The 14834-nt window shown below is 37.5% G+C and carries 18 protein-coding genes and 1 pseudogene; 12 read left to right on the forward strand and 7 right to left on the reverse strand.

The window, feature by feature from the left end; all coding sequences use genetic code 11:
* The first annotated feature begins 74 nt into the window (after nucleotides 1-74).
* From ATK78_RS07840 to ATK78_RS07890, 11 genes and pseudogenes are all read left to right on the forward strand, one after another.
* Nucleotides 75-1733 carry a tetratricopeptide repeat-containing sensor histidine kinase gene (locus tag ATK78_RS07840; RefSeq protein ID WP_243732476.1) on the forward strand — a complete coding sequence of 553 codons (1659 nt, stop codon included), beginning with the start codon at nucleotides 75-77 and terminating at the stop codon, nucleotides 1731-1733.
* 7 nt (nucleotides 1734-1740) lie between these two features.
* The gene (locus tag ATK78_RS07845; RefSeq protein WP_243732477.1) at nucleotides 1741-2409 is read left to right on the forward strand and encodes a response regulator; all 669 of its coding nucleotides are present in this window, start codon (nucleotides 1741-1743) and stop codon (nucleotides 2407-2409) included.
* Between the two features lie 180 nt (nucleotides 2410-2589).
* Nucleotides 2590-2817: a hypothetical protein gene (locus ATK78_RS07850; protein WP_133575542.1), complete on the forward strand. Its 228-nt coding sequence runs from the start codon at nucleotides 2590-2592 to the stop codon at nucleotides 2815-2817.
* Nucleotides 2817-3056 (forward strand): hypothetical protein, encoded by a 240-nt coding sequence (locus ATK78_RS07855; RefSeq protein WP_133575543.1) that lies wholly within the window; start codon nucleotides 2817-2819, stop codon nucleotides 3054-3056. Before ATK78_RS07850 ends, ATK78_RS07855 begins: the two co-directional genes overlap by 1 nt.
* A complete protein-coding gene (gene yidD, locus ATK78_RS23105) occupies nucleotides 3053-3340 on the forward strand; it encodes a membrane protein insertion efficiency factor YidD (protein ID WP_133575544.1) in 288 nt (95 codons plus the stop codon). The genes ATK78_RS07855 and yidD overlap by 4 nt, the downstream gene beginning before the upstream one ends.
* Nucleotides 3341-3350: 10 nt before the next feature.
* Nucleotides 3351-3629: a YegP family protein gene (locus tag ATK78_RS07865; protein WP_243732478.1), complete on the forward strand. Its 279-nt coding sequence runs from the start codon at nucleotides 3351-3353 to the stop codon at nucleotides 3627-3629.
* A pseudogene (locus tag ATK78_RS22995) lies at nucleotides 3591-3688 on the forward strand (DUF1508 domain-containing protein); the annotation flags it as partial. The gene ATK78_RS07865 and the pseudogene ATK78_RS22995, both read left to right, overlap by 39 nt.
* Nucleotides 3689-3785: 97 nt before the next feature.
* A complete protein-coding gene (locus tag ATK78_RS07870) occupies nucleotides 3786-4184 on the forward strand; it encodes a hypothetical protein (protein ID WP_133575545.1) in 399 nt (132 codons plus the stop codon).
* Nucleotides 4185-4189: 5 nt separating this feature from the next.
* Complete coding sequence (locus ATK78_RS07875; RefSeq protein ID WP_133575546.1) at nucleotides 4190-5458, forward strand: ABC transporter permease; 1269 nt, start codon at nucleotides 4190-4192, stop codon at nucleotides 5456-5458.
* A 3-nt stretch (nucleotides 5459-5461) separates the two neighbouring features.
* On the forward strand, nucleotides 5462-6367 hold the full coding sequence (locus tag ATK78_RS07880) for a hypothetical protein (protein ID WP_133575547.1): 906 nt from the start codon (nucleotides 5462-5464) through the stop codon (nucleotides 6365-6367).
* A gap of 579 nt (nucleotides 6368-6946) precedes the next feature.
* Entirely contained in the window at nucleotides 6947-7459 is a 513-nt protein-coding gene (locus ATK78_RS07890) for a hypothetical protein (protein ID WP_133575548.1), read from the forward strand.
* A 422-nt stretch (nucleotides 7460-7881) separates the two neighbouring features.
* Here ATK78_RS07890 and ATK78_RS07895 read toward each other — a convergent pair whose 3' ends face one another.
* The 4 genes from ATK78_RS07895 to ATK78_RS07910 form a co-directional block, all read right to left on the reverse strand.
* Complete coding sequence (locus tag ATK78_RS07895; RefSeq protein WP_208112328.1) at nucleotides 7882-8292, reverse strand: VOC family protein; 411 nt, start codon at nucleotides 8290-8292, stop codon at nucleotides 7882-7884.
* A 180-nt stretch (nucleotides 8293-8472) separates the two neighbouring features.
* The gene (locus ATK78_RS07900; protein WP_133575549.1) at nucleotides 8473-9432 is read right to left on the reverse strand and encodes an SPFH domain-containing protein; all 960 of its coding nucleotides are present in this window, start codon (nucleotides 9430-9432) and stop codon (nucleotides 8473-8475) included.
* Nucleotides 9429-9878 (reverse strand): NfeD family protein, encoded by a 450-nt coding sequence (locus ATK78_RS07905; protein WP_133575550.1) that lies wholly within the window; start codon nucleotides 9876-9878, stop codon nucleotides 9429-9431. The genes ATK78_RS07900 and ATK78_RS07905 overlap by 4 nt, the downstream gene beginning before the upstream one ends.
* Nucleotides 9879-9950: 72 nt before the next feature.
* Entirely contained in the window at nucleotides 9951-10340 is a 390-nt protein-coding gene (locus ATK78_RS07910; protein WP_133575551.1) for a DUF1398 domain-containing protein, read from the reverse strand.
* Between the two features lie 176 nt (nucleotides 10341-10516).
* On the opposite strand from ATK78_RS07910, the gene ATK78_RS07915 reads away from it, so the two are divergent.
* Complete coding sequence (locus ATK78_RS07915) at nucleotides 10517-10879, forward strand: nuclear transport factor 2 family protein (RefSeq protein WP_133575552.1); 363 nt, start codon at nucleotides 10517-10519, stop codon at nucleotides 10877-10879.
* 28 nt (nucleotides 10880-10907) lie between these two features.
* Here the strand turns inward: ATK78_RS07915 and ATK78_RS07920 are convergent, their stop codons facing one another.
* From ATK78_RS07920 to ATK78_RS07930, 3 genes are all read right to left on the reverse strand, one after another.
* On the reverse strand, nucleotides 10908-11369 hold the full coding sequence (locus ATK78_RS07920; RefSeq protein WP_133575553.1) for a hypothetical protein: 462 nt from the start codon (nucleotides 11367-11369) through the stop codon (nucleotides 10908-10910).
* 152 nt (nucleotides 11370-11521) lie between these two features.
* Nucleotides 11522-13894 (reverse strand): alpha-L-rhamnosidase-related protein, encoded by a 2373-nt coding sequence (locus tag ATK78_RS07925; RefSeq protein WP_133575554.1) that lies wholly within the window; start codon nucleotides 13892-13894, stop codon nucleotides 11522-11524.
* Between the two features lie 66 nt (nucleotides 13895-13960).
* Nucleotides 13961-14833 (reverse strand): DUF5694 domain-containing protein, encoded by an 873-nt coding sequence (locus tag ATK78_RS07930; protein WP_133575555.1) that lies wholly within the window; start codon nucleotides 14831-14833, stop codon nucleotides 13961-13963.
* Nucleotide 14834 lies beyond the last annotated feature (1 nt).

The raw sequence follows: 14834 nt of genomic DNA on the forward strand, positions 1-14834 counted from the left end.
CATTTCTTTGGAAAAAAGATCAAATAAAAAGAAATCATTATTATTTCTTACTTTAGTAAGAAAACCAAATAACCTTGAAATATTTCTATCTCTTAGTTTTTGTCTGGGTGTTTCTCTTTTCCTGTTCCAGGAATAAAGCAGTAAAAGAAAAAGAAGCTGAGAATCCATTTTATGACAAGGCATTTGAGTATCGTGAAAAGAAGATCCCTGATAGTGCCTTCTTCTACTTCAACAAAGCAAAGGAACTGTTTTTGCAGAACAAAGACGGTTTTAGTGCTGGGAAATGTTTGGTAAACATGGGCATTATTTCAACAGATAAAGGTGATTATTTTGGTAGTCAGGAGATCTTACTGGAAGCCCTTCGCTATTTCGACAAAAATAAAAAAGAACACTTTATCTACCTGGGATCTAATTTCCATGAGTTAGGGGTAGCATCTTCCGAATTAAAAAACTATTCGCAAGCTATTGTCTTTTATAACCAGTCCTTAAAATATGCTCAGGATAGTGCATCCCTATTGGTTACTAAAAACAGTATTGCCAATGCTTACCGAAGAATTGGGGACTATAAGAATTCGTTATCTATTTTTCAAAGCATTTTAGCGCAAAAAACCGATAGTACCGAATTTGCAAGGGCACTGTCTAATTTTGCATTTACAAAATGGCAGCAAAACCCTAATTATCGTGCAAAGGCTGAGCTTTTAAAGGCCTTGAGCATTCGTGAAGAGGAGCATGATTTATGGGGACAAAATGCCAGCTATTCCCATCTTGCAGATTATTATACCCAAACACAGCCAGACACTGCTTTATTTTATGCCCATAAAATGTATTGGGTTGCAAAAAAAATAAAGAGCCCGGATGATCAGCTTGAATCCCTCCAAAAACTTGTAAAACTTAGTCCGGCCAGGGAAACAAAACAATATTTTGAGATTTATCAGAACCTGGACGATAGTTTACAAACCTCTCGAAATGCGGCAAAGAATCAATTTGCGCTCATACGCTATGAGACCGAAAAGAACAAAGCAGAGAACCTGGTGCTTCAGAAAGACAACGCTGGCAAAAGATACCAAATTATTATCCTGATCTTCGGTATCGTGTTGGTTATAGTTGTTGGTTTTCTTTGGTATAAGAAAAGAAAACAGCGGCTTGAACTCGAGGCAAAAAATGCCATTCGTGAAAGTCAGCTGAAGACTTCAAAGCGGGTACATGACGTAGTGGCGAACGGGCTGTACCGGGTAATGACAGAATTCGAAAACCAACAGGAAATTAACAAAGACCATATGCTGGACAGGATCGAAGACCTCTACGAAAAATCCCGCGACATCTCTTATGAAAAGCCGGAACTTCCCGATCAGGACTTTCAGAAAAAAATATCAGATCTACTTGCCTCTTTTGCTACAGAGACGACCAAAATACGCATTGCAGGAAATACCCCTAAGTTATGGAAAAAAGTAAATTCTAAGGCTAAGTCTGAGGTTGAGCACATTATTCAGGAACTCATGGTAAATATGAAAAAGCACAGTGGGGCCAATAATGTTGTGATACGGTTTGAGGATCAGCAAGATCAGGTGATCATTTATTATACCGATAACGGCATTGGCATATCCGAAGGCACTGGATTTAAGAATGGACTGACGAATACGGGAAACCGTATAGAAGCCATTCACGGAGCAATTACCTTTGACAACACAGCGGAAAAAGGATTAAAAATTAAAATATCCTTCCCCATTTCTTAAATGATAAATGATGTTCAAAAAAGTATTAATTGCCGAAGACCAGGAGATGATGAGTATTTCAGTCCGGAAAACAATAGAAGAACTTGGAATAACCTGCACAAAATATACTTACTATTGTGATGATGCATTGATGCTAATTACGAAAAGCCTTAATGATGATGACCCGTTTGACTTACTCATTACTGATCTTTCTTTTGAAGAAGATCACCGTAAGCAAAAAATTAACGGAGGAATTGAGTTGATCCAGGCAGTTAAAGCAGTACATGCCCATATAAAGATCCTGGTCTTTTCAGTAGAGAATAAGGCAGCTGCTATTGATATGCTTTTTAAGGAACTGGGGATTAATGGCTATGTACGTAAAGCCCGCCACGACGCGATAGCCCTCAAAGCGGCAATTGAAGCCATTTCAAATAACAGAACTTACCTTTCGGCTGATTTAAAACAAATCGTTAAACAGAAAAATACCTACGAATTCGATGCCCTTGATATTACCATCATTTCCTTATTATCACAAGGGGTACTTCAAAAGAATATACCATACCATTTGCAGGAGAAGAGCATTAGGCCTTCAGGGTTAAGCAGCGTTGAGAAGCGGCTAAACCAGATGAAAGAAGCACTGGATTTTTCTAAGAATGAACAACTGGTTGCTTACTGTAAAGACTACGGAATCATTTGATTTCCATAGTCTTTACAATAAACCGATTCTCCCTGCTCTCCAAACTTATTGTTAATTACAACTAGTTCTCCTTCACCCCACTAGATTTTCTTCAATGCTTTATTGCTTTACGGTTTCCCGTAAGGAAAATACTTTATGCCTTTATACATTTGAAATGTTAAATAACCTTAAATTTTAAACATGGAAAAGTATGCAAATAATAATAGAGACTCTGGAGTTTCCGGTTATCAGATAGGCTCTGATTACATTCTTATAGAATTTACATCAGGCAGTATATATGAATATACCAACGCTAGCGCAGGTGTAGGCAATATTGGAACTATGAAATCTCTGGCAAGATCGGGAAGCGGATTAAATAGTTTTATAAATAGAAATGTTCAACACAAATATTCTAAGAAAATAAGATAATGGAATATAAAGTAGTACCATTCACTGCCACACTAGATCAGAAAAAAGAAACAACCAGCGTTGTTGCTGATCAGTTGGAAAAATTAATAGCAAGATATACCAATCAAGGATGGATATACGTCAGATTGGAAAGTGTATCCACTTATGTCCAACCAGATCCAGGATGTTTTGGAATAGGTGGAAAGCCGGGTTACATGGCATCATATCAAATGGTTGTTTTTAGCAAAATACAACTATGAAAACACTATTTCTCTTAGGAATTAGACTTTACTGGATTGTTGTCCCCAAAAACAAAAGACGAAAATGCATATTCAGAACAACTTGTTCTCAATATGTATATCAGGCAACAATCGAGGAGGGTTTTTTTAAGGGATTAATAGCCCTCAGATATAGATTTCTAAACTGTAGAAGTGGATATCAGATTTTCGAGAATTCAGATGGTTCGGGTAAAATGATGGTATTGCAGAATGGCCAAATACTTCCAGAAAAAGAAATATCAGAACGATTTATCAAATCACATTAAACTTAATAAAATGGGAAAATTTGTAATTACAAAAAGAAAGAATGGTGAATACCAATTCAATTTAGAAGCAGGAAATGGTAGGATAATCCTGACAAGTGAAGGCTATGTATATAAGACAAGCTGCAACAATGGGATAAATTCCGTGAAAGAAAATTCTCAACTAGATGCTCGTTTTGACAAAAAAGTATCTTCTAACGGTAAGTATTATTTTAATCTAAAAGCTACCAATGGACAAATTATGGAACGAGTGAAATTTATGAGTCCAGCTCTGGGCGTGACAGTGGAATAGAATCTGTTAAAGAAAATGCTCCAAATGCATCAGTTATAGATGAAACGAATGAACAATAGTTCATTATAAGCTTCAATATCAGAATTTACAACATATATAGATACACTAAGAAAGGCTTCTGTAGAGGCAACCTAATTCCTATAAACCATAAGCAACATGGAAACCCCAATTAGCACTGAATTACAAAGTCATTTTTTGAGACTTTATCAAATGGCATGCTCTGATGAAAATTTTGATGTATTAGAAATGAAGCAACTTTACAAATTTGCAGAACTGAGAGGAGTAGATACAGAGCATTTAAATAATATCTTAACAAACCCAATACAAAAAATGGAAGTACCACAGTCCGTTGAGAAACGAATAGAGTACTTGTATGATCTTGCTATAATGATCTGGGTCGACAAAGAAGTCACAGAAGACGAATATAATCTTCTCAAAAAATACTGTAGAACATTTGAATTTTTAAATGAAAATGTCTTTGAAATATGTGACTATCTAATAGACTGTGCAAAAAAAGAAAAACAGCTTGAAGAAGTTCTAAACTCAATAAATTAAACGCTATGGAAATTAAAAAACTATTCGCCATCAAAAAGAGTATTGAGCCTGAGAATATTGTCCGGGGAAATGATGAAGAAGATGAACAGAAAATAAGAATCACTTATTATCAAAGTGGTTATGGCGCAGCGCTAAAGGCTATGGGTAGTCCTTTAAACTTTAAGGCTTGTCTGGAAAATGTATATACAAGTTTTGAGCAACAATGCAGGGAACAAGAAATTCAACAAATAAAATTGAAGCAGCCGTATATCGATGAGAAAAACAGGAAACAGAGTGAGCTGAAAAATACCGAAGCTGCAATTTCTATTTTCGAAGAAAAAAAAGCACAGATCACAGAAAAGATTAATTCTATTAGACATGAAGTAGAAGATGTAAACCATAATCCTAGCAAATATGGCGTTGAATCTACAAAACGACCTAAAGCGCAATTCTATATAGGTCTTTTACTTTTGATTCCAATCACATTATATCTGTTTGTTTTTTATATCTCATCTACCTATTCCGCTTTTTTTAAAGACTTTTCCAACGATAGTCTTACGGCAGCCATTTTTGATGCTCAAGCTTTTAATAATGCGCTAGAGGCTGGCTGGCTAGAAGGTGTTTTAGTTTTTACTATTCCATCGGTCTTTTTAGGGTTGGGATATATCATCCATATGGTGCAAAAGGGCAAAGGCATTAAAAATGTCATTAGAATGATTGCGTTATTTATTGTTACTTTCTTATTTGATGGTCTTTTAGCTTACCAAATCGAGAAGAAAATCTATGACTTTAACAAGACTCCGGATTCATTGCCATATAATCTTAAAATAGCTTTAGGGGAAGCGGAATTTTGGATGATCATTTTTGCCGGCTTTGTAGTATACATTATCTGGGGGTTGGTTTTTGATATTACAATGAAAGAATACGAGAATTTCGATAAAATCAAAGGGTATATTAAAACTAAGCTTGAGGAAATAAAACAGCTCGAGGCGTCAAAAGATGAAATAATAGAAGAGATCAATAATCTTAGAAAAAAAACAGTTGAAGTAATAGGAAAAAGCACAGAATTGCAAGCGATAATTGATGGATTTATAATGAATCTTAAACAGTATCTGCTATACCATAACCAATATAAAGAAGGTTGGTTTCAGGCTGTAGGATCTGAAATCGCGCTTCCACCAACAACTAAAAATAAGATGTTGCAAGATTGTGAAGGAGTTGCAAATGACCATCTTGAAAGACTTAATTTAATTGATCCTAATTTTCAAAATGTTGTTTACTCCAAAATATCCTAACCTATGAAAACAAAATTAAGCGTTTTAATTTCGTCTGTAGCCCTTCTTCTTGTTACTGGATGCATGGATGAAAAAGAGAACATAAAAGAAGCTATAAAAATCAGAAATAATAGTAAAAATGCAGATTTAAATATCAGCATTTTGATAGATCTTTCGGATAGAATCGATCCCATAAAAAATGCAAATCCTGCTATGGAAATATATAGAAGAGATTTAGGATATATAGAATCAATCAGTAAAGGATTTGAAAAGCATTTAAGATCAAAGCCCATTATACAAGACGACGATCATATTCAAATATATTTCGAGCCTGCTCCTTTAAATCCAAAGATCAATGATTTAGCAAAAAATTTAAAACTATCCTTCACCAAAGACAACACGACTAAAAAAGCCATTCAAAAAATATCTCCTCAATACATTGCAGCTTCTAATAAGATCTACAATCTTGCCATTAAAGATAAAAAATACATTGGATCCGATATATGGGGGTTTTTCAAGAATAAAGTAAAGGATTATTGTATTAAGCCCAATCATAGAAATATTCTTTTCATCTTGACTGATGGATATATGTTTCACAAAAATTCTAAGTTTATGATAGGAAATAAGAGTTCTTATCTTACACCTGAATTAGTAAAATCTTTAAAGCTTAATACACCTAAATATAGAGATTTGATACGAAAAAAAGGATATGGATTCATTAACGCAAATGACAACTTAGATAACCTTGAGGTTGTTATTTTAAGCCTGAATCCCGCTGAAGGAAACCCATTTGAAGCTGATGTGATCGGTGAATACTGGAACAATTGGCTTAAAGAAATGAAAGTAAAAAGTCCTATAATGAAACCATTCTCGGCCGACCTCCCCGCTAATCTAGATCCAATTATTCAAAAATATATTAGTCCAGGATAATAGAAAATACTTGACATTGATATACTTTATCGTAAAAAATACTTTTTAAAATATGTTTTTAAGAACCTTTTTATTGTTGGGACTTCTTTTTTTTCTCGGCGACAAATATGCTAATTCAACCAAAGTCTATATTTGTAATAGCTCCAATGCTAAGAGATATCACTATAACTCAAAGTGTCGCGGATTGAGTAACTGCCAACACAAGATTATACAGACAACATTAGACAAAGCCAAACGCAGTAAAAAAACTTTATGTGGTTGGGAAGATTAATTTATATATCGTATAGAATTCAGATTCGCTATTTGAATTGGAGAGTGGCAAGTAATTTTATTCACATTTATTAATTGTTTCGATGTCTGACGAATATATTAATCAGGTAATTCTTGATTATAAAAATAAACTTGAAAAGGGAATACTTCCTCAATTAGCCAACTTAACTCCAGCCAAATTACGGACTGAATGCGAAAATGTTTTTAAGGAAAGATACTCGCCGTTGGAAGACGATCCTAAATTGAGGTCTTTTTTCGGGCCAGCAGATAACGACCGTAACTATAGTCAAATCATTAGAAATTTTGACGTTGATAAATTTAGACCCCCTCGTTAGTTTTCTAAGAGGAGACACAACCGTTACAAATGATAAAAACATTAATCTTTTAGCTTGGGTAATTGATTTTAAACTTGTCGAAAAAAATAAAAGATCATGGAAGTGGATTCTATTAAATCCAAAAATTAGAAAAGCTACCTTATTAATTATAACCATTGTCATTATATTCTATGGTGGTTACTTACTATCAATCAAACACACCAACCAATGCATGTACTGGACTGGGAATCAATATCAGCCAATACCTTGTAATACCCGAATTAACAATACTGAGATCGTTGCACTGGATACTTTCAAGGTAGCACATCTAAAAAGAATTACACGCCCAGATACGCTTACTATAAATTCCGTAAACAAAGTTTGGCGTGCTAAGATAAATGGTAAGCCGGAGTTTTATACTAGTGGCGGAAGGCATCCACTTGATAATAATAAAATGTTATGGCCAATGACAGAATACTTTCTAGACAAACATGTGTTAAAAAAATGATATGGTTAAAATTCAGGTTTGCTAAATCTGCTTAATTAACCATCATTTCATCTAAGAACAGCCAGGCTTTCTTATTTGTACAATAACGCCAGGGAGGGTTGACGCAGGTTTTTTGCTTTAACCTTTACATACCTCGTTGTTATTGGTTCTGCTAAATTCAGAGTATAATCCTGTACTGATTTTTCATAATCCTCATACAAAGCACCGAGTACCGTGATTTCCTTTTGATTACTATAATTCACGCCATCGGAACCTTTTATTCTTGACAGCTATACGATATAGAAGAGCACTATAAGGAGGGGAATGCGCTTTTTAATGCGCAAAATATTGGGTTAAAATAAGTAGACCCTGAGAACATTTTTTAAAATGGCTCCGGCGGTTGCCGGAGCCATTCAATCATTATAGTATATAAAACAGGAGGGTTATTTCAGGGAATGGAAACCGATCTGGTTGCCTTCTGTATCCAGACAGATTCCACAGAACCCATACTGGCCAATTGACATTTTTTCGGCAACGACCTTTCCTCCGGCTGCTTCAACTTTGGAGATCTCAACTGCGCAATCTTCGCAGGTAAAGTAATTGAGTGTGCCTCCTGGCCCTGGTTTGAACATTGTTGATTTAACCAATGATCCATTAATACCCGGGGCATCCATATCACCCGGGAAAAATACCATTTCGAAATATTCATCACTGCCCACTTCAGCTTCCATGCCTTCAGGCATTGGTGCGGCTTCCATTTGTATACTCAATACACTTTCGTAGAATTTTTGAGCCCTTGCCATATCTTCTACATAAATTTCTGTCCATCCAATGGGATTTCTCATTGTTGCCATGTCTTTAAATTAATTGTTTGTTATTGATGATCTTCATTTTGTTTAGTTACTCGTTGATGATTCAACCTGTAATACATGTTAATAAAGATCACAACTAATTCACTTACTTAAAGGCGTTGGTTACGACAAATCAGGGGTGTATTTGTGACAATTATACCATGAAGATACTCGCTGCAAAAATTAGGGCTTCCTTAATAATGGATTTGCAGGAACTGTTCCGGAAGGGTTAGTTGTGCTCAACACCGATGTAACACTGGAGATTACTCCTGCAATGTTTGATAGATCGGCCGGCACAATCATCGTATTGTTTACCTTTGCCAGCTTCCCAAATTCTGTAAGATATTGTTCAGCGATCCGCAGGTTTACTGCATTCATACCACCTTCCTGATTGATTGATTTTGCAATCTCTAAAATACCCTTGGCTGTTGCTATGGCAACCATTTCGATTTCTGATGCAGTACCGCTCGCTTCATTGATCTTACGCATCTTTTCTCCTTCTGATCTTGCGATCATTTCCTGTTTATCTCCTTCAGCGCGATTGATCTTCGCTTGTTTATCTCCTTCTGATTCTGCAATCAGTGCTCTTTTTTCACGTTCAGCACGCATTTGCTTTTCCATTGCATCCCTGATGCTTTGAGGTGGCGATATATTTTTCACTTCATATCGTGACACCTTAATGCCCCATGGCTCACTTGCCTTATCAACCGCATCTACAATGGTTGCGTTTACCGTTTCTCTTTCCTCAAATGTTTTATCGAGCTCCATTTTACCGATTACGCTTCTCATGGTTGTCTGAGAAATCTGAATTACAGCAAAGCGGTAGTTGTCTATGCCATAGGAAGCTTTTTGCGGATCCATTACTTGCAGGTATAAGATACCATCTACCTCGACGGCAATGTTATCCTTGGTGATACAAATCTGCGATGCGACATCAATGGCCTGTTCTTTCAGGTTTTGTTTATAGGCGATCTTATCTATAAATGGAATCAGGATGTGGAACCCCGCTTCAAGCGACCGGCTATATTTGCCCAGGCGTTCTACAATAAATACGGATCGTTGTGGTACAATTTTAAACGTTGAAAAGAAAGCGATTAAAATGAATACGGCTAAAATGATTAAGATGTAAGTGGAAGGGGTCATAAGGTTTTAAGAGATCTAACAATTAATAAAATACTTTTAGTTTCTGTGATCATCACATTTTCTCCGGCCGAGATGATGTCATTTGAACTGGCATCCCAGCTTGTTCCTTTAAATTCAACTTTACCGCCAGAGCCAGGGATTATGGATGTTTCGGCTTTAGCAATCTTCCCGATGAATTCATCTTCAAGTTGTTTTGAATTTACATCTGCTTTGCCCAGCTTACGTTTAATCCAGCTTCTTAAAAGAACTACTGTGAATAGTGAGCTTGAGATAAATATGATGATTTGTGTATTGATGGTGATATCGGTAAAAAAGGAAACAATAGCTACAACCCATGCCCCTATTCCGAAAAAGAAAAGAATGAATCCAGGCATCATGAACTCCAGTACAAAGAATATAAATCCTATGCAGAACCAAATTACTGAGTTGTCTAGCGTTTCGATCATTGTTTAAATAGATATTGGTTAGAATGGGTGGTATTTCTGATGCTTACCGACTAAATATAGTGATTTTACTCCTTATTGTGGTATATTTTCTACTAAAACTATGTCTCCGGTTTTGCTGTAATAGGTACAGTTCATGTCTTTTGTATCGACTACCCATTTTTCGATTCCCAATTTTGCGCTGCTGCTGCAAAAGGCAAAATAATCTGTCTTTCCTTGCTGATGAGCTTTTAGATCTTCTTTAAACTGTTCACCATGGTATTTATCTGTAATGATCAATCTGTCATATTTTGAGGGGGCAGTTATTTTATCACCGTCTTTTGTAAGAAATTCGGTACGTCCGTCTTCAACAAAAACTTCATAATATTTTACTCCTAATTCTTTGATTTGTTTGATGTAGGCTGGAAATCCTGCTCCTGATTTCACTTCACTGTGCGCCTCTTCAATCTGCTTTAATGTTACCATTTTTTGATTTGTTTTATTAATGATCTATTGAATACATAAAGGATAAAATAACATGCTACATGGCTGCATTCATTGATCAGGCAGATAAAAATAGGAAAAGTATCCAAACCACGAAAACTTACAAAATATTTAATCCGTAGATTTTTAATAACTTATTCTAACTAAATTATTATCCTATGAACACAAAAGAAGTTGCCGAAAGATTGGTTCAGCTTTGCCGCGAGGGCAAGAACAAAGAAGCTGTTGATGAATTATATGCAGATGATGTAACCAGCAAAGAACCAAAAGGTTCAGATATGGAGCTGACCAAAGGTAAAGAAGCCGTTAAAGAGAAAACCATTCGCTGGGAAGAGAGTCTGGAAGAAATACATAGTTCCTCTATTTCAGATCCCATCATTGCCGACAATCACTTTAGTATTGCCATGGATTTCGATGCTACTTATAAAGAACATGGCAGAATGGCGATGAGCGAGATTTGTGTGTATGAGGTCAAAGATGGTAAGATCATCGCTGATGAATTTTTCTATCGGATGGGATAAAATAAAGGCTCCGGTAACTATCGGAGCTTTATTTTTCCAATTTATATTTTACTGAAATGGCAGGAGATATTGCTGTATTTTTCAGGATTAATGAACTGTCTGGAGAGAACGTTAAATTGCCTTCCAGGTCTGTTCTGCGGTTATGATCAGCATTAAGAAAATAAACGGTATCTGACACCAATATTAGCGCAAATACTGAATCTTTTTGAATGGTATATAGAAAATCAGCATTGATATTAGCTCTGTTAGAATAGACAGCAAAGTTACTTCTTTGTAAACTGCTGCCTTGGGCTAACCATGAAAACACATGACCATTTGTTATTTTCTTCCAGTCTCCATTACCGGTCTTTATCGCATCTTCCCGCCAATTGAATTTGGCACCATAAGTGAAATGGTCTATGATCTCTTCATTATTTGCAACTTCTTTTTCACAGGATTGCAGCAATATCAAAGCAACAACCGGGCACATCATTTTGAGAAACCATTTCATAGTCTATTGTTTTAATTATCTGAAATAGCAGGCTGAATTTTTTTATTGAAAACAACTTACTGGAATATAAACGAAACGAGTTTCCAAAACGCTACAAGAGAAATGGAATCATCTTACTGATGAGAGAATTTAGCGAATGATGGCTGGAATCTTTAAATCGCAAACGTATTGGGCCCTGGTTTAAGCACATATGTTTTGGTTTTCCATATAAATACCCCCGGTGTTTTTAGTGGCAGCATAATATTGATTTTCCACTTACTACCTTCCAAAAGATATTTTACAAAAACTTTTCCATTGGGATGAGGAATTTCTCCGCTTACATCTGTAATAGTACCCAAATGTGGTTCTATCTTTATTTTGCTAAAGCCCTGTGCATAACTGTCAATTCCTAGCACCGTTCTAAAAAACTCAATATTGGGACTGGCTCCCCAGGCATGGCATTCTGAACGTACGGTTTGCAGGCTCGAATCTTCAGCCCAGGTTGTTAGACCCAATGCTATATTTTCACGCCAGATCCCTAACCAGCTCATATAATCATTGCCCAAGCCTGCTTTGACCAGTGCCTGGTTTAGATAATATTTAAAGTAAACCGTACACTGGGTTAAGCTTTTATCATTAAGCAGTCCTTTAACTACGGCCGGCATTTCTGCGGCACTCACCATTCCTGTTAGGATGGCCAGTGAATTGACATGCTGTGAATACCCGTTTTTTTCTTTGGTATCGGCATACATTTTTTTAACCGGATCCCAATATTTACGCTGTATCGTTGCTTTTAACTGTGTGGCTTTTTGATTATATATCCTGGCCAGATCTTTTAACCCGATGTGAGCTTCCATTTCTGCGGCCCACTGATAAGCCCAAAGCAATTGCAGGTCGTAGATAGCAGCGCAGCCGTCCGAACCTTTTGGTCCGCCACCCATATTACCTGCCCAGTCTACAAATGCCCAGTACGGTGTGTCTTTTACCGAGCCATCGTCCTGCTGGTATTTACTGAAAAAATCCAGCACAGCCCTTGCTCCGACCAATTTATCTTTAATAAAGCCACTATCATTACGATACATCCAGTAATCATGCAGCATACCGATATACCACAAGGAGAATGGGGAGATGATCTGCGTACCCCTGGTAGGGTAACAACTTTTGGTGATGCCTTCGGCCAGCCGCGAGTGGTCTATCAGGTTGATCGCGTTACGCGCCAGCCGATCGTCGCTGGTATTGTAATAGGATATCATTGCCTGGACACGGGTATCTCCAATGTATTGCAGCTGCTCATAATATGGACAGTCTGTGTACGTTTCCCAGGCGTTAAGCCGCGCTGTGCGCCAGCCAATATCCAGGATCTGCTTTATTTCATTATTGTCTGTATTAAATACTGCAGCCTTCTTAAACGGATATCCGGTGAAGGTGCCGTAAAGATCATCGATTACGAGGGGTTCATTTTTAGTTTGTACAAATAGCCTGATGTACCGATACGTGCGAAAGTTTAATGTGGTGAATGATTGCCCATTACTGCCATCAGCGATCAGGCTATCTTTTCGCCCTATAAATTCTTTACCTTCTACTTCATTGCGGTTGCCCTTGCGGGTACCGTTACTTCCTCTTTCGTAAAGTGTTTCGGCATAACCTAACGAGATTCCGGCATCTTTGCCCCGGCTGAAATTTAACGTTATATAGGCGTTTGTTTCAAAAGTTTGATCGAGCAGCAAGGTAACGGCAGTGTTGGCGGGTATGGTTATTGGCGTTTTCCTTTCCGGAAATGTTGAGCCCGTTGAGAGCGTCGCCGGAATATTTATGCCAATGGCACTGCGTAATTTAGTGATACGCTGGCGGGTCATTTCCATTTGCGGCAAAGTCGATGGAACCAACCCCCAGTCAATACCCCAGGCCATGCCTTTAAGTCTACCGTCGGACACTTTAGTTGCTTCCGGCCAGGTACTATCATCATAATCTGCAGCTGTCCAATCGCCTTTAACTGTTTGCTTCATATCTACCATTTCGCCTTTGCTGGCCGCAAAAAAATAGCCTGGAACGGGCTGATGTCCGGCATCGCGGATGCACTTCCAGGTATTGCTGGTATTTAGTATTTCTTCATAGGCAGAGTTTCCCTGTATTATGAAGGCCGTACGTACGGAGATCTGTGCTTCTGGCCGGTATTCTGCCTCGTTAAAAACAAGTGCAGAGATTGTATTTTTTCCCGTAGTAAGATAGGGTGCCAAATTAACCGTTTCATAGTTCCAATAAAAGGTATCACCCCGGGCTGGCCCAAGCGAAATCAACGTGCCATTGACAAACAGCTTATAGCGGTTATCTGCCGATACGTGGATTATAAATGCAGATGGCTTACTTGCCAGGGTTATGCTTTTACGAAAATAATAAATACCATAATCTTTACCATTGTCATTTGCCGCAGCGATCCAACTGGAATTCCAGGGTCGGTTAAAGTCTGGGCCGGGAGATTGGGCACTATTATTTTTTGGCAATAATATGCCGATAACGGCTACTATTATAGTGAAGAGGTATTTCATTAAAGCATTAACTGGTTAGAAGTATCGGTTATTAAGATACACTATTTTTGCCAGTTTTAATTTATTTCATGGCTCGAGGTACTTCATTACGTCTTCGAGCTTAAATTCCGGGCTTGCTGCAAATAGTGTTTTAAGGAAATACATATGTGTTGCGCCATAAATGACCAGGATCCGCTCATCTTTACGGTTTACTACCCGTTGGATATTTGAGTAGATGCGCACATTCCGGTTAAAATAACGGGTTATAAATCCATCGGAACCTATTGGTTCAGTATTGCTGCCGCGTTTAGTTGTAATTAACCATCTGCCATTTGTTCTTGCCTGTACTTCCGGAGCATTTAGAAATCTAAGATATTGCCGGGTGGTTGAACGATAGGCCAATGTATCGTCGTAAGCGGTCTCTTCATCGTAACGCTTTTCCCAGTAAGCAAATGAAGTATCGGTTTGGGCCTTATATTTTTCAAAGGTAAGTACCGAATCTGCAGGGCTTAACTGGAAGCGAAAGGCTTGCGCATCTACAGGATATAAAGTTTTAAGTCCGAGTTGCTTTGCTAAACGAAAACCTATCTGAACAGTTTCACTTGCTATAAATGCAGGGCTTGCCACAAGTTTACCGTTAACATAAGCCTGATATAATGAATCGTACTTTGCCTGATATTTAGGCTGGGCCTCAAACACAATTTTTGTAGGAGCGAATCCGGCCAAATCATCCACAAGGTGCTTTAACTGCTGTTGCCTTTCTGGTGAAAGCATATTGATGCGCAGATCTGCTGGTGTAGTATTCACATCTACCTGTTCTCCCGCAAAATGGAATACACCCAGTAATAAAACGGTAGGTTTTACCTGGTCATCTTTAAAGATCTTTGTGATCTTTTTAATTGGATCCTGGCCACAGACACTAAATGGCAGCAACAATAGCAGATAAATGAATTTTCTCATG

This window comes from Pedobacter metabolipauper, from assembly GCF_004362715.1.
Taxonomy (GTDB): domain Bacteria; phylum Bacteroidota; class Bacteroidia; order Sphingobacteriales; family Sphingobacteriaceae; genus Pedobacter; species Pedobacter metabolipauper.